Origin of the sequence: Paraburkholderia sp. CNPSo 3274 (assembly GCF_024206475.1) — a bacterium.
Classification (GTDB): Bacteria; Pseudomonadota; Gammaproteobacteria; order Burkholderiales; family Burkholderiaceae; genus Paraburkholderia.
Window position 1 is genome coordinate 25394 of the sequence record NZ_JAMBPR010000052.1, and the last position, 17956, is coordinate 43349.

At 62.7% G+C, this 17956-nt stretch carries 15 protein-coding genes; 5 read left to right on the forward strand and 10 right to left on the reverse strand.

Translation table 11 applies throughout. The annotated features are described in order from the left end of the window. Positions 1-25: 25 nt before the first annotated feature. From M3I54_RS29575 to M3I54_RS29585, 3 genes are read right to left on the reverse strand one after another with little or no spacing between them, the layout of a single operon-like run. Positions 26-649, reverse strand: a complete 624-nt coding sequence (locus M3I54_RS29575) for a hypothetical protein (RefSeq protein ID WP_254342218.1) — start codon at positions 647-649, stop codon at positions 26-28. 28 nt (positions 650-677) lie between these two features. After that, the gene (locus M3I54_RS29580) at positions 678-1739 is read right to left on the reverse strand and encodes a patatin-like phospholipase family protein (RefSeq protein WP_254342220.1); all 1062 of its coding nucleotides are present in this window, start codon (positions 1737-1739) and stop codon (positions 678-680) included. Positions 1740-1787: 48 nt separating this feature from the next. Then, positions 1788-5195: an adenylate/guanylate cyclase domain-containing protein gene (locus M3I54_RS29585; protein WP_254342222.1), complete on the reverse strand. Its 3408-nt coding sequence runs from the start codon at positions 5193-5195 to the stop codon at positions 1788-1790. Positions 5196-5362: 167 nt separating this feature from the next. Here M3I54_RS29585 and frmR point away from each other — a divergent pair, with 167 nt between their 5' ends. The 5 genes from frmR (at position 5363) to M3I54_RS29610 (ending at position 9105) form a co-directional block, all read left to right on the forward strand. Beyond that, positions 5363-5635: a formaldehyde-responsive transcriptional repressor FrmR gene (gene frmR / locus M3I54_RS29590; RefSeq protein ID WP_028203886.1), complete on the forward strand. Its 273-nt coding sequence runs from the start codon at positions 5363-5365 to the stop codon at positions 5633-5635. Positions 5636-5692: 57 nt separating this feature from the next. After that, positions 5693-6802, forward strand: a complete 1110-nt coding sequence (locus M3I54_RS29595; protein WP_254342225.1) for an S-(hydroxymethyl)glutathione dehydrogenase/class III alcohol dehydrogenase — start codon at positions 5693-5695, stop codon at positions 6800-6802. Positions 6803-6824: 22 nt separating this feature from the next. Then, entirely contained in the window at positions 6825-7400 is a 576-nt protein-coding gene (gene gfa, locus M3I54_RS29600; RefSeq protein ID WP_254342227.1) for an S-(hydroxymethyl)glutathione synthase, read from the forward strand. Between the two features lie 7 nt (positions 7401-7407). Beyond that, positions 7408-8238 (forward strand): S-formylglutathione hydrolase, encoded by an 831-nt coding sequence (gene fghA, locus M3I54_RS29605; RefSeq protein WP_254342230.1) that lies wholly within the window; start codon positions 7408-7410, stop codon positions 8236-8238. Positions 8239-8661: 423 nt separating this feature from the next. After that, positions 8662-9105, forward strand: a complete 444-nt coding sequence (locus M3I54_RS29610) for a Xaa-Pro peptidase family protein (protein WP_254342232.1) — start codon at positions 8662-8664, stop codon at positions 9103-9105. A gap of 17 nt (positions 9106-9122) precedes the next feature. Here the strand turns inward: M3I54_RS29610 and M3I54_RS29615 are convergent, their stop codons facing one another. The 7 genes from M3I54_RS29615 to M3I54_RS29650 all read right to left on the reverse strand — a co-directional run bounded on the left by M3I54_RS29615 (position 9123) and on the right by M3I54_RS29650 (position 17924). Continuing rightward, positions 9123-10196: a GlxA family transcriptional regulator gene (locus tag M3I54_RS29615; RefSeq protein WP_254342234.1), complete on the reverse strand. Its 1074-nt coding sequence runs from the start codon at positions 10194-10196 to the stop codon at positions 9123-9125. 112 nt (positions 10197-10308) lie between these two features. Beyond that, positions 10309-11310, reverse strand: a complete 1002-nt coding sequence (locus tag M3I54_RS29620; RefSeq protein WP_254342236.1) for a LysR substrate-binding domain-containing protein — start codon at positions 11308-11310, stop codon at positions 10309-10311. Positions 11311-11832: 522 nt separating this feature from the next. Next, a complete protein-coding gene (locus tag M3I54_RS29630; RefSeq protein ID WP_254342286.1) occupies positions 11833-13326 on the reverse strand; it encodes an aldehyde dehydrogenase in 1494 nt (497 codons plus the stop codon). Positions 13327-13343: 17 nt separating this feature from the next. Beyond that, entirely contained in the window at positions 13344-14675 is a 1332-nt protein-coding gene (locus M3I54_RS29635) for an FAD-binding oxidoreductase (RefSeq protein ID WP_254342238.1), read from the reverse strand. Between the two features lie 9 nt (positions 14676-14684). Beyond that, on the reverse strand, positions 14685-15572 hold the full coding sequence (locus M3I54_RS29640) for a dihydrodipicolinate synthase family protein (RefSeq protein ID WP_254342240.1): 888 nt from the start codon (positions 15570-15572) through the stop codon (positions 14685-14687). 73 nt (positions 15573-15645) lie between these two features. After that, the gene (gene glyA, locus M3I54_RS29645) at positions 15646-16941 is read right to left on the reverse strand and encodes a serine hydroxymethyltransferase (protein WP_309249650.1); all 1296 of its coding nucleotides are present in this window, start codon (positions 16939-16941) and stop codon (positions 15646-15648) included. 101 nt (positions 16942-17042) lie between these two features. Continuing rightward, positions 17043-17924 (reverse strand): glycine betaine ABC transporter substrate-binding protein, encoded by an 882-nt coding sequence (locus tag M3I54_RS29650; protein ID WP_254342242.1) that lies wholly within the window; start codon positions 17922-17924, stop codon positions 17043-17045. Positions 17925-17956: the final 32 nt, after the last annotated feature.

Consider the following 17956-nt stretch of genomic DNA (forward strand, 5'->3'; position numbering starts at 1 on the left):
GAAATCCTGAATGGCATACCTGGCCTCATGTCCCGGCGCCCGGCGTCGGCTGCGCGAGCCGCCACGCGAGATTGGCGCGTGCCCCCGCCTCGCAATGCGAATGAAAGTAATCGGTCAGGTAGATGCGCGGCCGCGCGAGCAAGGCTTCCAGAATCCGCCGCTCCTGCAAGGCGTACGCGTGGTCGTCGAGGTCCGGACGTTCGGCCCTCAGGCGCACGCCGTTGTCCTGAAACTGGCGGCGCGGTGCGCCGAGTGACGCGAGATCGATGTCGCACGCGAAGCGCGCATCCAGCTCATCCGGAGCGCGGGTATGCCGGGTCGCGAGAATCGCTTCGCAAATACGCTCGCATGTCGCGATACGATCGTCTGCGCAGCGCCGCAGCCACTCCGCGCTGCGCTGTTCATTGTCCTGAGCGCCCGGAACATAGATCACATCGTGGCACCACAGCGCAAGCTCCACGAGATCGCCATGCGCAATGGCCTCGCGCGCCCGGTCAAAATCGCGCAGGCAGCGGCGCACGTGGCGCAACGTGTGGTAGTGCCGCCCCGGTTCGCCATAACGGCGCGCGAGATCGGCAAAGACGGCCTCGGCGCGCGCCCCCCCGCTGCGCGACCATAACTCGACGAAACGTCCCTGCGTGCGGTTCACCCCTGCTCCTTTGCGCACTGCGCGATGCTCAGAGAAATTCCTCGCGGATATCGATGCTCGAGCGCTGACCGATATCCGCGTAGTGCTGCGCGAGCCAGGCATCCGCTTCCTTGCGGCCGTTGTCGCGCAGCTCGCACAGGAAATCCCAATCGGCGTTGTACTTGCTCGACACGCTGAGCGCGCACATTGCGGTATCGGAGCGGATCGAATGAATCAGCATTTCCTTCATCTCGTCGCGAGCGAGCTTGCCTTGCTGGATCAACTCGGTGACGAACGCAATCGCGCGCATTTCGCGCATGAGCGACGAGTTGAAACTGATCTCGTTGATGCGATTGAGAATGTCCGCCGCCGTGACCGGTACGCCGGGACGCACGAGCGGGTTGATGTGGACGATCACCACGTCGCGCGCCTTGCAGTGATAGATCAGCGGATAAATGGCCGGATTGCCCATATAACCGCCGTCCCAGTAGTGCTCGCCTGCGATCGTGACCGCATGGAACAGCGTCGGCACGCATGCGGAGGCGAGCACGGCGTCCGCGCAGATGTCCTCACCGGTGAAGAGGCGTATTTTGCCCGTCTCCACGTTGGTCGCACACAGGTACAGCAGAATGGGGCACGCCTTGCGCAGCGCGGCAAAGTCGACCTGGCTTTCGAGCACCTGGCGCAGCGGGTTCAGGTTGCCCGGATTGAACTGGTAAGGCGAGAACACGCGCAGCATCATGTCGGCAATCGCGTAGAGCGGCGAATGATCGAGCCCAAAGCTGTGCGAGCCCTTGATCCACGGCACCCAGCGCAGCGGGTTGTAGCGCTCGGCCGACTCGGAAACTGCCTGCCAGAAGTCGTGCAGCGCCTGGCGCGCGCCGCCCACGCCTCCCTTTAACAGCCCGTACGCGAGCACCGCGCCGTTCATCGCGCCGGCGCTGGTCGCGCTCACGCCTTCGATCGCGAGCCTTTCGTCCTCCAGCAGGCGGTCGAGCACGCCCCATGTGAACGCGCCGTGCATCCCCCCGCCCTGCAATGCCAGCGCGATCTGCCTGGGCGCCGCGGGGTCGTGATCTCTTTTCTGGCTTCTTGTTCGCTTCGTCGCCATGGGTCGCCTCCTCGGGCGGTACGCTCATCCACGTCCGTCATCGATCGCTTATGCATCGCTCGATACGAGCGCGTCCAGCAATGTCCTGGCTTCTCGCAGGTCGGCGGTGTCGAAACCCTCCGTGAACGTGTCGAGGCCTTCGAAGAGCACTTGCCGCGCCTCGTCGGCTCGACCTGCGCGCTGCCATAGCCGGGCCAGACTCGAAGCTGCGCGTAACGCCAGCGACCTGGCGCCCTGCGCGCGGGCCACGGCAATCGCCTTGAGAAAGCACGCTTGCGCCTCGTCGCTCGACGCACCGGGCAGCATGGTGCCCTTGAGCCGATGCAATTCGGCCTCGTAGAAACGCTCGCCGGTTGCGTCCACGATCGCCATGGCTTGCTCCAGCGTGCGCAGGCCGCCTTCCACGTCGCCGGCTCTGCCCTGGCAGTCGGCCAGCAAGGCGAGAAAGTACGAGCGATGTTCCTCGCCGCCAGCGGACTGCTCGGCGTGCAAGCCTTTGCGCAACTGGGCGATGCCTTCCTGCAGGCAGCCCGGCTCGATGCGCGCCCAGCCCGACAAGATGGTTCCCCAGGCGAGCCAGTACGGCAAGCCGTGTTCGTTCGCGACGGTGAGGGCCGCTTCGGCGCGTTCCCGAACCAGCGGCGCCTCGCGCCGCAACTGATGTAGCTCGGCCACGTAAGCGAGCGTGAATGCGAGCGTCGGGCCGTAGGCAAGCTTCTGCGCGAGCGCAAGCGCCTCCATGCTGCGCTTGCGCGCCTGATCGGGATAGCCTTGCAGCCAACGGATCAAGGCCAGAAAATTCAGCGCCCGGCTGCCGGGATCCACGCCATGCGCGAACACATGGGCCTGATGGCGCTCGGGATCATAGAGAGCGAGCGCCTGTTCCAGGTGCGCAGCGGCCGCGTCCAGTTCCCCCTGCAGGAAGAGGCACGCACCGAGTGCGCCGTGGGCCTCCAGCAGCCAGTCCAGATCCTTTGCATGCTCCGCCATGCGCAGCATGCGCTCGCCCAGTTCACGCGCAACCGCGTACTGCGCGCGCGTCATGTTGTGGATTCTCAACCCAAGCAGCGCCGCAAATAGCTGCGGCGTCTCGCCGAGCTGCTCGCCCAACTGCCGTGCGCGCGTGTAGGTCGCCGCGACTTCGGGCGCGCCATAGCCGCGCACGTTCATCAAGGCCGGCCCCAGCGCCAGCAGCAACGTCAGCTCGTGGGACGCGCGCGCGGGCGTATCGGGCAATCGCTCGAGCAGCCCCAGGGCGGCGCCGAGGTGATGCATCGCGTCAGGATCGGCGGCATGCCTGAGCGCCTGCTGCCCCGCGCGGTGCAGATATTCCACCGCCTTCGGAATATTGCCGCTCAGGCTGTAGTGATGCGCGAGTTCGCTGCAGTAGTCCGCGATACGTGTGGGAAACAGCGTTTCGATTGCCTTCGCGGTGCGCTCGTGCAACGCGCTGCGACGTTCCGTGAGCAGCGAATGGCCCGCCACTTCCTGCGTCAGCGCGTGCTTGAACGAGTACTCGACCTCCGGGTAAGCCGGCCGCTCGTAAATGAACTCCGCGGCTTCAAGGTGCGCGAGCAGCTCGCGCAGATCGTCGTCGGTGCGCGCGAGGTGTCCACCGCAAATGCGCTGCATCAGACTGAACGGAAACTCCTTGCCGATCACGGCGAGCGTTTGCAGCAGCTCCTTCTGCGCGAGCGGAAGCCGGTCGATACGTGCGGCGAGCACCCCCTGCACCGTAGTCGGGATGTGCAGCGCGGCCGGTGTCCGCTCGATCCGGTAGCGCCCCGGCTCGCCGAGCAGCGAGCGCTCCTCCGCGAGCGTCTGCACCACTTCCTCCATGAAGAACGGATTGCCCTCCGTCTTTTCGAGGATGCGCTGCTTGAGGGGCAGGAGCGAGGCATCCTCGCCGAGCAGGACCGTCAGGAGTCCCTGGGCTTCGCCCGGTCCGAGCGCTTCGAGCCGGAGCTGGCTGCATTCCCACGCCGGCCGATACTCCGGCCGAAAGTTCACGAGCAGCAGGATACGGGTGCCCGGCACGCGCTCGACAAGATAGACGAGGAACGCCTCGGTTTCACGGTCTAGCCATTGCAGGTCTTCGAACAGCAATTCGACAGGCTGGCTTTGGCTCTCGCGCGAGAGAAGCTGCGTGATGGCGTCGAAGGTCCGGTCGCGGCGAACCTTTGGGTCCATATCCGCCAGCGCCGGAGCGGATTCTCCCGTGCCGAGCAGATACAGCAGGTAAGGCACGAGGTCCTCGAAACTACGCTCGAGGGTCAACACCTTGCCGACGACCTTTTCACGGCAACGCCGCTCATCGTCTCGCGCAGTGATTTGAAAATAGCTCTTCAAGAGCTCGATCAGCGGCAAATTGGCAAATGCCTTGCCGTGCGAGACCGAAAACGTTTCCAGCACCAGGCACCCTCGCCGGGAGCGCTCCTTGAATTCGTGAAAGAGCCGCGACTTCCCGACGCCGGCTTCGCCGACCACGCCAACGACCTGTCCCCGCCCCGACCGCGCCGTTTCCAGCGCCTGGTTCAGGTGCGCCATTTCCGTCTCGCGCCCGACGAAGCGCGCGAGGCCGCGATGTGCAGCCAGTTGCAGTCGCGTTCGCAGCGCACCCGGGCCCAGCACCTCGTACACAGGAAGCGGCTCGGGAACGCCCTTGACCTGGGCTGCCCCCAGCGCCTTGAACTCAAAGTAGCCTTCGGCGAGCTTGTGAGTCGATTCGCTCACCAGGATCGACGTGGGCGTGGCGATGCCCTCCATGCGCGCCGCAATGTGAATCGTGTGGCCAACCGGGTCGTAATCGGTGTGCAGATCGTCGGTGCGGATCGAGCGCACGACGACCTCGCCGGTGTGCACGCCTACACGGATCTGCAGCGGAATGCCTTTTTCCAGGCGAATGCGGTCGCCATGCCGGCGCATGGCCTGCTGCATCCGTAAGGCCGCGAAAAGCGCGCGTTGCGGATGGTCTTCGTGGGCGATCGGCGCGCCAAACAGTGCGAGGATGCCGTCACCCAGCGACTTGGCGACGTAGCCCTCGTAATAGTGGACGGCTTCCATCATCAATGCGACGACGGGTTCGATCAGGTGGTGGGCCTCTTCCGGGTCGAGGCCGTGGATCAAGGCCGTGGAGCCGGCCATGTCCGCGAACAGTGCCGTGACGGTCTTGCGTTCCCCCGCCGTCTCGCCTCTTGCCTCCATGGCGACGTGCTCGGCACGGATACGCTCGGCCAGGTGATGGGGGGTGTAGTGAACTGGCGCAGGCGGCGGTTCCGCAGTGGATTGCGCAGACTCCTGCGTCGCGGTGAGTTGCGCCCCGCACTCGTTGCAGAATCGGGCGGCTGCGGCGGCCTCATGCCCGCAGCGGGGGCACGCGCGCGTGAGCATGGTCCCGCATGCTTCGCAGAATCTGGCCTGGTTGGGATTCTCGAATCCGCAGTTTGTGCAGCGCATACAACCTCGTCGCGGCCAGGGACCAACATGGGCTCATTATGCGCCGCATGTCCTGAGGGAACAGCCCCGATATTCACCTTGCATGGCGTAGGCAACATCGATGCAAACGTATACTCCCTGCCAGTATTCACCTATACTGCCCCACAGTATCCTCAATCGACGCTGTCATGCCTCATTCCCCCGAAGAAAAGAAGCGCGTGCTCACGCGCGTGCGCAAGGTTCGCGGCCAGCTGGACGCGCTCGAGCGCGCACTGGAGGAAGGCGCGGACTGCGCGCCGGTGCTCCAGCAACTGGCGGCGATTCGCGGCGCGATCAACGGCGTGATGGCCGGTGTGCTCGAAAGCCACCTGCGCGAAGAATTCACACACCTTGCGGGATCAGCAGAGTCCCCAGGATCGATCGACGATGTCGTGACCCTCGTTCGGACCTATTTACGCTAGCTCACCGCGGGATTTCCCGCGCCGATTTGGCCGAACCCCTTTTTTTACAGGACTACTATGAAATCGCGTGCTGCAGTTGCGTTTGCGCCGGGCAAGCCTCTCGAGATCGTCGAGATCGACGTCGAACCGCCCCGCAAGGGCGAGGTGCTGGTCAAGATTACGCATACCGGCGTTTGCCATACCGATGCCTTCACGCTCTCCGGCGACGACCCCGAAGGCCTCTTCCCCGTCGTGCTCGGCCACGAGGGCGCCGGGATCGTCGTGGAAGTGGGTGAAGGCGTGACCAGCGTGAAGCCCGGCGATCATGTGATCCCGCTCTACACCGCCGAATGCGGCGAGTGTCTGTTCTGCAAGAGCGGCAAGACCAATCTGTGCGTGTCCGTGCGCGCGACCCAGGGCAAGGGCGTGATGCCGGACGGCACGAGCCGCTTCAGCTACAACGGCCAGCCGCTCTATCACTACATGGGCTGCTCCACGTTCAGCGAGTACACCGTGGTGGCCGAAGTCTCGCTCGCGAAGATCAACCCGCAAGCCAATCCTGAGCAGGTGTGTCTGTTGGGCTGTGGCGTCACCACGGGTCTGGGCGCGGTGAAGAACACCGCCAAGGTCCAGGAAGGCGATACCGTCGCCGTGTTCGGCCTGGGCGGCATCGGTCTCGCCGTGATCCAGGGCGCGAAGCTCGCCAAGGCCGGCCGCATCATCGCCGTCGACACCAATCCGGGCAAGTTCGATCTGGCGCGCGCCTTCGGCGCCACCGACTGCGTGAACCCCAAGGATCATGAGAAGCCCATTCAACAGGTGATCGTCGACATGACGGGCTGGGGCGTGGATCACAGCTTCGAATGTATCGGCAACGTCAACGTGATGCGTGCGGCGCTCGAATGCGCGCACCGTGGCTGGGGCCAGTCGGTCGTCATCGGCGTGGCCGGCGCGGGACAGGAAATCTCCACGCGCCCGTTCCAGCTCGTGACCGGCCGCCGCTGGCTGGGCACGGCCTTCGGCGGCGTGAAGGGCCGCTCGCAATTGCCGGGCATGGTCGAAGACGCGATGGAGGGCAAGATCCAGCTCGCGCCGTTCGTCACCCACACGAAGCCGCTCTCGGGCATCAACGAAGCCTTTGACTTGATGCACGAGGGCAAATCGATCCGGACCGTCGTTCACTACTGACACGCAAGGAAGAAGAGAGACCATGGCCTCAGCCATTCACCCCACCGTTGACCGCGGCATCCAGAAAGGCGCCGGGAACTTCGCGGGCGGCACGCTGCGCTGCCAGTGCGCGCAAGATCCGGTCGAAGTGCGCATCGACTCGCAGGTCCTGTTCAACCACGCCTGTGGATGCACCCAGTGCTGGAAGCCCGCCGGTGCGGTGTTCTCCGTCGTGGGCGTCGTGCCGCGCGACAAGCTGACGGTCACGGCGCACGGTGAAAAGCTGAAGGTCGTGGACGATAAAGCCACGATCCTGCGTCACGCCTGCACGGCCTGCGGTACGCACCTGTATGGCCGCATCGAGAAGAAGGATCACGCGTTCTACGGTCTCGACTTCATTCATACCGAGTTGTCGAAAGATGCCGGCTGGGACGGCCCCGGCTTCGCGGCGTTCGTCTCCTCGATCATCGAGAGCGGCACGCCGCCTTCGGCCATGGCCGACGTGCGCCAGACGCTGCGCGACAAGGGGCTTGAGCCGTACGACTGCCTGAGCCCCGCGCTCATGGATCTTCTCTCCACCCAGGCTGCCAAGGCCAAAGGCACTTACCGGGAGGCCTGAAACGCTTATGGAGCGCATTGAACGACACGCCAGCCACGGCGGAAGCCAGGAGGTCTGGAAGCACGCCTCTTCCACCGTTGGCGGCGAAATGAAGTTTGGCATCTATCTCCCCGAGGCCGCGTTGCGCGGGGAGAAATGTCCCGTGTTGTACTGGCTTTCGGGCCTGACCTGCACCGAGCAGAATTTCATCACCAAGGCCGGCGTGCAACGCTACGCGGCGGAACACGGGATCATCGTCGTCGCGCCGGACACCAGTCCGCGTGGCAGCGATGTGCCCGATTCGCCCGACTATGATCTCGGCCAGGGCGCGGGCTTCTACGTGAACGCCACGCGCGAACCCTGGGCGAAGCATTTCCGCATGTACGACTACGTGGTCTCCGAATTGCCCGCCGTCGTCGAAGCCGGGTTTGCAGCGAGCGACGCGCGCTCGATCAGCGGGCACTCGATGGGCGGCCACGGCGCGCTGGTCGTCGCGCTGCGCAATCCGGGCCGTTATCGCAGCGTATCCGCGTTCTCGCCGATCGTCGCACCGAGCCAGGTGCCGTGGGGCGAGAAGGCGCTCGCCGCCTACCTCGGCGATGACCGCGCGGCGTGGAAACTGTATGACGCCGTGGAGCTGGTCGGCAACGCGAGCGAACGCTTGCCGCTACTCGTGGATCAAGGCGGCGGCGACGAATTCCTGAATACGCAGCTACGGCCGGAACTGCTGCAGGCGGCCTGCGAAAAGGCGGGGCAACCGCTGGCGCTCAACGTTCGCGAAGGCTACGACCACAGCTATTACTTCATCGCCAGCTTTATCGGCGAGCATATGGCCTTTCACGCCAAAGCGTTGGCTTGAGGCGCGCCCGGCGCCCGCCCGCTTGTTTCAGCGGGCGAGCCCGCGATTCATACGCGAGGCGCCGACGCCGCGTCTACGCATAACCCAATGTAATGCGACCAGGAAAATAAAGCGCATTGACGCTGTGCTCCCCACCCTCCAATACTCAATGGCAACACACCATAAAAGCTATGCCAGGAGAAAGAGGATGACGAGCGCCCCGGTTTTCGATGAGGCACGCAACACAATCGAGCCGAACGGCAAAGACGCGGTTTTGCGTGACATCCGGGCCTGGCGGCTCGCGCGCGTGCAGGAGCAACTGCGCAACCACAACGTGCCCGCCATCCTGCTATATGATCCGGTGAACATTCGCTATGCGACCGACACTTCCAACATGCAGGTGTGGGCCGGCCGCAAGGCGACCTTCTTGCCTTCGACACGGATATGGTCGGACCCAACGGCTATTGTTCGGACATCTCCCGCACGTGGCTCGTTGGAGACGGTCGTCCTTCGGACGAGCAGCGCAAGCTCTACGAGTATGCGTATGCGCAGGTCCATTTCAATGTGGAACTCCTGCGGCCAGACATGACGTTTCGCGAGTTCTCGGAAAAAGCGTGGAAGATTCCGGAGCCGTTCGTCAAGAACCGTTATTGCGGCCTGGCCCACGGCATCGGCATGGTCGACGAATATCCCTCGATTGCCCACCAGATCGATTGGGACAGCTCGGGCTACGACGGCCGCTTCGAAGTTGGCATGACGGTGTGCGTCGAAAGCTACATCGGTGCGCAAGGCGGTACGCAGGGCGTCAAGCTCGAGCAACAAGTCGTGCTCACCGAGAACGGCTGTGCCTCTTTGACGGGTTGCGCCTTCGAGACCGATTGGCTGTGACCCGTGGCGTGCGGGATTCAGGGCCGCACGACATCAGGCAACAGCGTATCCGCCTCTGGCGTGCCTAGTAGCGTCTCATGAACATTCGACAGCCGCGTCGTGCGATATTCGTTGGGCGACTCCCCAAACTCCTTGCGGAACTCGCGGCCGAGATGCGAGGCGTCGGAAAAACCGCATGACGAAGCGATATCCGCAACGGTGCGGTCCGAACTGGTCAAGAGCCACGACGCCATGCGGATACGAATCTGCCTTGCGTACGCACCCGGAGATTTGCCGGTTTCCGTCGTGAAAAGGCGTTCGAGCTGGCGAACCGAAACATCGAGCCGATGCGCCAGATCCGGCAGACTGAGCGGCTGGCCAACGTGTTGCTCCATCAGCAGAATCGCGCGCCGAACCTTGGGATGCGTGGCCGGCTCGAGGCCCGGAGGATGCGGTTGCGGCGCGTTGCCTTTTTGCGCATCGTCCACGAGCAGAATACGCAGCGCCTTGCGCACGATCGTGGCCTCGACATGGCGCAACAGAATCGCCGCGGCAACGTCGATCGACGCACGGCCACCGGAACACGTAATGCGCCTTCTGTCGATCACAAAGAGCCGGTCGGCAACAAGGTCGCGCTCATCGGCTTGCGGAAAACGCTCGACGAAATCCCAGTAGTGAAACCAGCTCACGCAAATTCGATATCCGTTCATCACGCCGGCCCTTGCGAGTGCGAACGCGCCCGTGCAGAGTCCCACGAGCGTGGCCGGCGTTTCAGCCATCGCGCGAATGAAGGCGAGTGTTGCGTCGCTGGCCGGCGGTCCCGAATGCAGCAGTCCGCCGACGATCACGACATAGTCGAACGGCTCGGCCTCGTCGAACGTCTTCCACGGTGTGATCTGGATTCCGCAACTGGCGCGAACCGGAACGAGATTTTCTCCGACGATGGTCCACGAGCACCGCACCGGTCGGCTCATGTCGCCTTCGTCGCTTGCGAGCCTGAGCAGGTCGACGAAGCCGGAGAACGCGGTCAACGTGAAGTTGGGCAAAAGCACGATCCCGAAACGCAGCCGCCTCGCAGCCGTGGCTTCGCTGTCAATCGCGTGGTGAACCATGGGGACCGCCTCTGTCAATGCATTCCAAACAATCGATACGGTCGAAATCCGTTGCCCGTTTGTTAGCCCGTTTGTTAGCCCGTTTGTTAGCCTGGTTAGTTAGTCCGGTTAGTTAGCCCGTGACCGCAACACCGGCGTCGAGCCAGTCGCGCATCATCGCACCGGCTTCTTCGCTGAGCCAGTTCCGAAACTGCAGATACTCGGTACGAGGCCGCGCATTCCGGTGCGTAATCAAATAGTGGTAGCGGTCTTTAAAGACAAGCGCATCCGGAACAGGCCGTATCAGGCGTCCCTGCTCGACCTGAAGATGGAGCAGATGATGCCAGCCGAGCAGCGTCCCTTCGCCGGCCTCCGCCTGCGCGACGAGGAGCCGATAGTCGTTGCTCTCCAGGCTGCGGTTTTCAGCCAGAATGTCCGTGCCGTCGCCCTGCTGAAACCAGTTGCGCCACACTCGCCAATCCACGTGTTCACACACCTGGGCGCGGCCGAGCAACGAGAGATTCAACGTGGGTTGCGAAAGCAGGTCGAGCGGCTTGAGCTTCTTGCCGCGAAAATACCGGTCGTAAAACGTCGGGCTGCAAACCGGATACACGACATCATGAAACAGCGGCTCGACTTCGTATTCCGGCTCGCGAGGCGGATTCTTCGTGATGATGATGTCGGGCTCCATGAGTTCGTCCAACTCCATGAAGTGCTCGGTAACCATCACATGCAACCGGATATCCGGAAAGCGCGCGCAAAACGCCGGCAGGCGCTGCGACAGCCACAGGGCCGAGAACGTATGCGAGACGCAAATCGTCAATGCGTGCCGATCCGTGCGTCGCACCGCCTCCGCCGCTTCGGCGATATTCATAATGGAGAGATACGACGCGTTGTACAGAATGCGTCCAGCATCAGTCAGCGCGATATGCCGGCCGGTGCGCTCGAACAGCGCGACATCGAGCGAATCTTCAAGCTCTTTTATTTGTCTGCTGATTGCGGCCTGCGTTACGCACAGAACCTCAGCCGCCTGGGTGAAGCTTTCATATCGCGCCGCCGTCACGAAGCATCGAAGCGCCCGAAGCGACGGCATCTGGGCGAGGAGTCTGTCTGCGAATAGCTGCTTCTTTAACATGGCTTGCGCTCTTTAAACGGGTGCTCGCATGGCGCGATCAGGTGCGCCACGAACCATAAAGGGATTCGGATGAGAATAGTGTGCGAGTCCGTTTTCCCAGTGGCAAGTGCAGTATTCCATAATAAGGGCCTTATAAATGATGCAGCGCCGCCCTTCCCCTGTGTCGCTTGGGTTACGTCCCGCCGACGACGCGTTTCAACACTCTGTCAAGCGCCTCTCCATAGTGCGCGTAGGTGTCGCGCTCCGTTAGCTCGGCGTGCAATTGCGCGTTGAGGCCGCCGGGCGTCATGCAGTTCTCAGCCAGCGACGAGAAGGATTGCGTCGTACGCGTCGTGTCGTGCGCAAGCCCCACGCAATAGCCGACAGGAACGCCCTTGCGTCGTCATATCGAAGCCCTTGCCGAACGAGCCATGCCGCCTGGCTTTCCAGCACTGCATAGAAGCTCGCCATGGTCGCAGTCACCGCGGATATCGCGTTGAACTTCTGCTCGTCTTCGACTTCGACGGCCTCACCGCTGCCACTTCAAGCGAGCTTCAACCAGGTGGTCTTTAGCTCGCAATACTGGTCGTGTGCGTAGACAGACTTGTCGCGGCCGCCAAAGCCCGATTGTTTGAAGCCGCCGAACGGCGTCGAAAGGTCGCCCTCGCCGAAGCAGTTTACCGTGACCGTGCCCGCGCGGATACGCGCCGCAACCTTATGCGCACTGTTCACATTGTCCGTCCACAACGAAGCCGCCAGTCCGTAACAGGTGTCGTTGGCGATCCGGATAGCGTCTTCCACGTCCTCGTATTCGATCAAGCACACGACCGGCCCGAACACTTCTTCCCGCGCGATGGCCATATCCGGCGTGACCTGATCGAAGATCGTGGGTTCGACGAACCATCCGCCGGTCTCGGTCAGCGCGGCGCGCCCGCCGCAAATCACGCGCGCGCCCTGCTCCTTCGCTTTCTCGATGTGCGCCAGGACCTTCTCGTAGTGTTTCTGCTCGATCAGCGCGCCAAGCTTTGCGTCCGGGTCGAGCGGATCCCCCGTCCTCCAACCCGCAAGAACCGCCTGAACTTTCTCGACCAGCTCCGCCCGCTTGTTCGAAGGAACGAGAATCCGCGAGCCTGCGCTACAGTTTTCTCCCATGTTCCAGAATGCAGCGGCGACGGCCTGTTCGGCGACCGCATCGAGATTCGCGACATCGGGAAGAATCACCTGTGGATTCTTCCCGCCGCATTCGAGCACCACACGCTTGAGGTTGGTATCCGCGGAATAGTGCAAAAAGCGCTTGCCGGTAGCGGTCGAACCGGTGAACGCGACGAGATCGACATCGGGATGGCGGCCCAGCGCCTGTCCCGTGCTATCGCCGAAGCCCGTGACGACGCTGAACACGCCCGCGGGCACGCCCGCTTTGAGAGCGAGATCCGCAATGCGCAATGTCGAGAGTGACGTTTGCTCCGCAGGCTTCACGACCACGCTATTACCGACCGACAATGCCGGACCGATCTTCCAGGCCAGCATTAGCGCGGGGAAATTCCAGGGCAGGACCGCGCCAACCACGCCAATCGGTTCACGCGTAATCATGCTGACGACATCCGCACCCGAAGGCGACAGCGCGTCGTAACGCTTGTCCGTCACTTCGGCATGCCAACGAATGCAGGCCGCCGACTCGGGAATATCCAGCGCGAGGCATTCGCCGATCGGCTTGCCCGCCTCCAGCGCTTCGAGAAGCGCCAGTTCGTCCGCATGCTCGTCGATCAGTTGCGCGAGGCGAAGCAGAACCGCCTTGCGATGCGCCGGCGCGGCCTTCGACCACACGCCGGAGTCGAATGCATGGCGGGCAGCGGCGACAGCGTGATCCACATCCTTTTCACCGCATTTCGCCACGTCCGCCAGCACCTTGCCCGATGCGGGATTGAGCGTGGCGAATGTTTCTCCCGACGCCGATCCACACCGCTCTCCGGCGATGAAGGCCCGCCCGTCGAGCGGCAATTCCGCGGCTTTCTGCTTCCACTCCTGATGCGTCGTCATCTCGTGTCCTTGATTAATTAAAGCTCGGCTCCAGCCGACATTTCCTTTGCCCAGATCGTGGCCGACACCGCCATGTCCACAATGGGCCGAACCGGCAGCGAGCGCGGGTGTGGCTGGTTCAGAAGCTGTTGTACAAGCTCGTTGGTCTGGCCAAGCGCGAATTCGGCGATCAGCTTGCCCGACGAAGATCCTCTGCTCAGCCCGAGCCCGTTGCATCCCACCGCTTCCAGAATTCCGTCGTCGCGGCGGCCGAACAGCGCGCCGTTGTTCGCGGAGAGACACAGTGGACCACCCCACGTGTATTCGAGCTCGACGCCCTTGAGCATGGGGAATCGACGGTCGAACGAGCGCTGATGCAGCGTTTTCGCTTTCGCGAGATCCGCATCGGACACCTGCAGTGCCGGCCTGAACGCGAAATGATTGCGCACGCAAATACGGTCCGTGGCCAGACGGCGCACGGTCGTGCCCATAGGGTCCGCGGGAATCAGCGACCACGAACGCGTTCCGCCCAGCCTTTCAACCTCGCCGGCGTTCATGACGCGAGTCATCGATGCAAACGTGTACACAGGCAGCAAGCCATTGGGGTGGATGCCGAACGTCGCCGCGTAGGCGTTCGTGCAAAGAACCACCTGTTTGGCGACGATCTTTCCTCTGGCGAAATGCAGGACCTTCTCGTTGCCGCGATGTTCTATTTCCGTCACGGCACTCGACTCGAAGACCGTGACGTTTTCCGGCTGCGTGGCCGCCAGGCCGCGCATGAGCGCAGCCGGCTGCACCGTGCTGCAGCCCGGCGTAAATAGCGCACCCTGATAAAAGTCCGTGCCAGTTACCGCGCGAATGGCCGCTTGATCGAGCCACTCGAATGTTTCGTCAATGCGCGTCAGGCCCTGCGCAAAGTGCGAGAGCGCGTCGAGTCCCTTCTTGTTGACCGAGGCGTGGAATTTGCCGTCGTCGCGCCAATCGCAGTCGATGTTGTGCTGGCGTACGATCGAGCGCACGTAGTCGATCCCATGCCGTTGAAACCGCACGTCGGCCTTGTCCTCTGCCACGCTGCGCGAATAGCTTTCACTGCTGATGTCGTGCGGTAAATCGACGAAGAATCCGGAATTGCGTCCGGCCGTCGTGCGCCCAATGCGATCGGCCTCGACAAGCGCGATCGACGCATCGGGCGCCAGTTCGCCAAGCCGACGAGCCGCGCAAAGCCCGGTGATGCCGCCGCCCACAACGACCCAGTCGTATCGATGCTCCGACGACACGATTTTGGCAGGCCCCGCTGGCGGGAGACTCTCCCACCACCCGTTGACGCCATCTGGCGCAGGAAACCGCGCGAATTCCAGGTTCGAGACCATTTTCTGTTATTACTGGGCGTTGCGAATAAGCGGTTTCAGAAGCTGCGCAAACGCACTGCGCTCCTCTTGCGTGAGCGAGCCGAGCGGTGCACGCGCCTCGCCAACCGGCAGCCCCACCAGTTCGCAGCCGTAGCGCACGTACTGAATGAATTTGCCGCTGCGCTCGAGCAGTTCGAGCACCGGCAGCAATTGCGTCATCAGCTTGCGCCCCAGAACGAAATCGTTCTGTTTGACGCACGCATCGAAAAGCGCCGTGTGCGCTTCCGGCAGGAAGTTGGATGCGCCGCCTACCCAGCTCTTCGCGCCCCACGCAAAGAATTCGAGCGCCTGGTCGTCCATGCCGCAACTGAGCACCAGCCGGTCGTTGAAGTGCGTGACGAGATGATGCAGATGCGAAATATCGCCAGTGCTCTCCTTCATGGCGATAAAGTTCGGACGCTCGAGCAGCGTTGCCAGCACGCCATCGCTGATCTCCGTTCCGGTGCGGGCCGGAAAGTTGTACAGCATGATCGGCATGTCGAGCGCGTCGTCCACCTTCAGCATGTGGGTGAGCAGTTCTTCCTGCGTCGGCTGCGCGTAGTACGGCGCGGCAACCAGCAGCGACGATAATCCTGCATGCTTGGCCTCGAGGCCCAGGCGAATCACTTCCTTCGTCGTGGTCGCGTTGATGCCGGCGGTCAGATACGTTTTTCCACCCGCCGCCTCGGCGACAGTGTTGAAAGTCTTGACGCGTTCCTCGAAGCTCAACGCGTAGTATTCGCCCGTCGTGCCGCCGATCCCGAGTCCCGATACGCGGCCCGCGAGATTCGCTGCGTGCTTGCCGAGCAAGGCATGGTCGATTTCACCGTCTTCCTTGAACGGTGTGACCAGCGGAGTATGTACGCCCTCGAAGCTCATTTCGATTCCTCTCTTCAGTAATCTTCAAACAGATAAACGGGTCTTCACTGCATTCGCACGCTGCTCGTCTTGCTTATGCCAGCGCGTCGGCGTGCGAATAAATCGGAAACTGGTTGCACAGATCCCGCACGCGGCTACGCACGGCGCGCTCGACGTGGTCGTCGCCGCCCGGCTCGCGCGCGAGGCCTGCCAGCACTTCGAGAATCATTTCGCCGATCTGCTCGAATTGAGCGGTGCCGAATCCGCGGGTCGTACCGGCTGGCGTGCCAAGCCGGATGCCGGAAGTCACGGTCGGGCTTTCCGTGTCGAACGGAATGCCGTTCTTGTTGCACGTAATGCCCGCGCGCTCGAGGGCTTTCTCGGCCTGCGTGCCCGTAATGCGTTTGGCACGAAGATCGACGAGCAGCAGATGGTTGTCGGTCCCGCCCGTAACGAGCGAGAGGCCGCCGGATTGCAGTACGTTGCCCAGCGCCTCGGCATTACGCAGCACGCGGTCGATATAGCCCGCGAACTCCGGACGCAGTGCCTCGCCGAACGCCACCGCCTTGGCCGCGATGACATGCATGAGCGGACCGCCCTGCAAGCCGGGGAACACGGCGGAATTGATCTTCTTGGCGATGTCGCCGTTGTTGGTCAGGATGAAGCCGCCACGCGGACCGCGAAGCGTTTTGTGCGTGGTCGACGTCACCACGTCCGCGTACTTGATCGGGTTTTCATGGCGACCGGCTGCGACAATGCCCGCGATATGGGCCATATCGACCATCAGCAGGGCGCCAACGCTATCCGCGATTTCACGGAAAGCTGCAAAGTCGAGCGCGCGCGGATAAGCCGAGTAGCCCGCAATGATGAGCTTCGGCCGGTGCTCTTGCGCGAGCCGCCGCACTGCGTCGTAATCGATACGATACGTTTGCGGGCTCACACCATACTGCACGGCGTTGAACCACTTGCCGGAAAGCGCCGGTCGCGCGCCATGCGTGAGGTGGCCGCCAGCGTCCAGCGACATGCCCATCACCGTGTCGCCCGGCTTGACCAGCGCGAGCATGACTGCGCCGTTTGCCTGCGCGCCCGAATGCGGCTGCACATTGGCATACCCGGCGTCGAACAGCGCCTTCACGCGGTCGATCGCGAGCGCCTCGATGCGGTCGACGTGCTCGCAGCCGCCGTAGTAGCGCTTCGACGGATAACCCTCGGCGTACTTGTTGGTCAGCACCGTCCCTTGCGCTTCCATCACCGCCGCCGAAACAATGTTTTCGGAAGCGATCAATTCGATCTGCGTTTGTTGCCGGCGCAATTCGAGCGCGATCTCCGATGCAATGACCGGGTCACGGCTCTGGAGCGTTTCAGAAAAGAAGCACGAGTTTTCGCTCACAGGTCACTCCAGGAAGTAATCGTGTCAAGCAGGCCCTGCTAGAACATGAAAATCGTTGGGGCAGCGGGCCTTTCCTGCCCCCGTGAATACGAACCTTCTGGTTACTGCTGCAGCCAGGCTTTCAGCTTCTCTGGATGCGCGTCGACGAACTTCTTCGCGGCGGTTGCATAGTCGTTCGTGCTGTTGCCTTCGAGTTCGATGGCTTCGACATCAGCCAGCGTCAGCTTGAAGTGCTTGAAAAACACATCGGCGCGGGGAAACTTGGTGGCGAACTGCCTGGACGCGAACGCGTGGACCTGTTCTTCCCCGCCCAGCGTGCCCTTGGGGTCCTTCAAATAGCGCATCTGCCATTTCTGCCAGAGCCAGTGCGGGCTCCAGACCGTGGCAACGACCCACTGCTTCGTTTGGTACGCCCTCGACACGGCAGCAAGCATTCCGGCTTCACTCGACGACTGCAGGTTGTAGCCGTTCAGGCTGTAAGCCTGAACCGACTTCTCGGACGCCTGCATCAGGCCGGAACCCGGACCAATGCCCTGAATCGTGCCGTCGAGCTTGCTCTTGACGTCCGGCTTGTTCAGGTCCGAAATCGATGAAACCTGGGACTCCGGCACGTAGGCGGGCACGGCCCAGCCGTTTCGGCCGCCCGTGTAGATAACGCCGACATCATCCAGATCGTTCTTGTACTTCGCGTAGTACACGGCGTGCGTCACCGGCAGCCAGCCGCCCACCATGATGTCGAGGTCGCCGCGCGCCACGCCCTGGAACTGAATGCCGATGTCCGCATTGACGAACTTGACCGGCTGATTCAGTTTCGTTTCGAGCACGTATTTGGCGACGTTGGCCGTGGCGAGAACGTCGGCCCAGTCGGTGATCGCCAGCTTGATCGGTTCCGCCGCCACGGCAGACCCGACGCCGACACTCATGGCGACGACCGTCGATAGCGCGACCTTCGTCATGACTGACTTGAACATATCGCTAATCATCTTAGTACTCCGTATTTATATTGAAACTACTC

What these genes read in the sequence shown, in the direction of transcription:
- M3I54_RS29580 (WP_254342220.1), bottom strand. Translation starts at nt 1,739, where the DNA reads ATGGCGACGAAGCGAACAAGAAGCCAGAAAAGAGATCACGACCCCGCG.
- M3I54_RS29585 (WP_254342222.1), bottom strand. Translation starts at nt 5,195, where the DNA reads ATGCGCTGCACAAACTGCGGATTCGAGAATCCCAACCAGGCCAGATTC.
- frmR (WP_028203886.1), top strand. Translation starts at nt 5,363, where the DNA reads ATGCCTCATTCCCCCGAAGAAAAGAAGCGCGTGCTCACGCGCGTGCGC.
- M3I54_RS29595 (WP_254342225.1), top strand. Translation starts at nt 5,693, where the DNA reads ATGAAATCGCGTGCTGCAGTTGCGTTTGCGCCGGGCAAGCCTCTCGAG.
- gfa (WP_254342227.1), top strand. Translation starts at nt 6,825, where the DNA reads ATGGCCTCAGCCATTCACCCCACCGTTGACCGCGGCATCCAGAAAGGC.
- fghA (WP_254342230.1), top strand. Translation starts at nt 7,408, where the DNA reads ATGGAGCGCATTGAACGACACGCCAGCCACGGCGGAAGCCAGGAGGTC.
- M3I54_RS29610 (WP_254342232.1), top strand. Translation starts at nt 8,662, where the DNA reads ATGGTCGGACCCAACGGCTATTGTTCGGACATCTCCCGCACGTGGCTC.
- M3I54_RS29615 (WP_254342234.1), bottom strand. Translation starts at nt 10,196, where the DNA reads ATGGTTCACCACGCGATTGACAGCGAAGCCACGGCTGCGAGGCGGCTG.
- M3I54_RS29620 (WP_254342236.1), bottom strand. Translation starts at nt 11,310, where the DNA reads ATGTTAAAGAAGCAGCTATTCGCAGACAGACTCCTCGCCCAGATGCCG.
- M3I54_RS29630 (WP_254342286.1), bottom strand. Translation starts at nt 13,326, where the DNA reads ATGACGACGCATCAGGAGTGGAAGCAGAAAGCCGCGGAATTGCCGCTC.
- M3I54_RS29635 (WP_254342238.1), bottom strand. Translation starts at nt 14,675, where the DNA reads ATGGTCTCGAACCTGGAATTCGCGCGGTTTCCTGCGCCAGATGGCGTC.
- M3I54_RS29640 (WP_254342240.1), bottom strand. Translation starts at nt 15,572, where the DNA reads ATGAGCTTCGAGGGCGTACATACTCCGCTGGTCACACCGTTCAAGGAA.
- M3I54_RS29650 (WP_254342242.1), bottom strand. Translation starts at nt 17,924, where the DNA reads ATGATTAGCGATATGTTCAAGTCAGTCATGACGAAGGTCGCGCTATCG.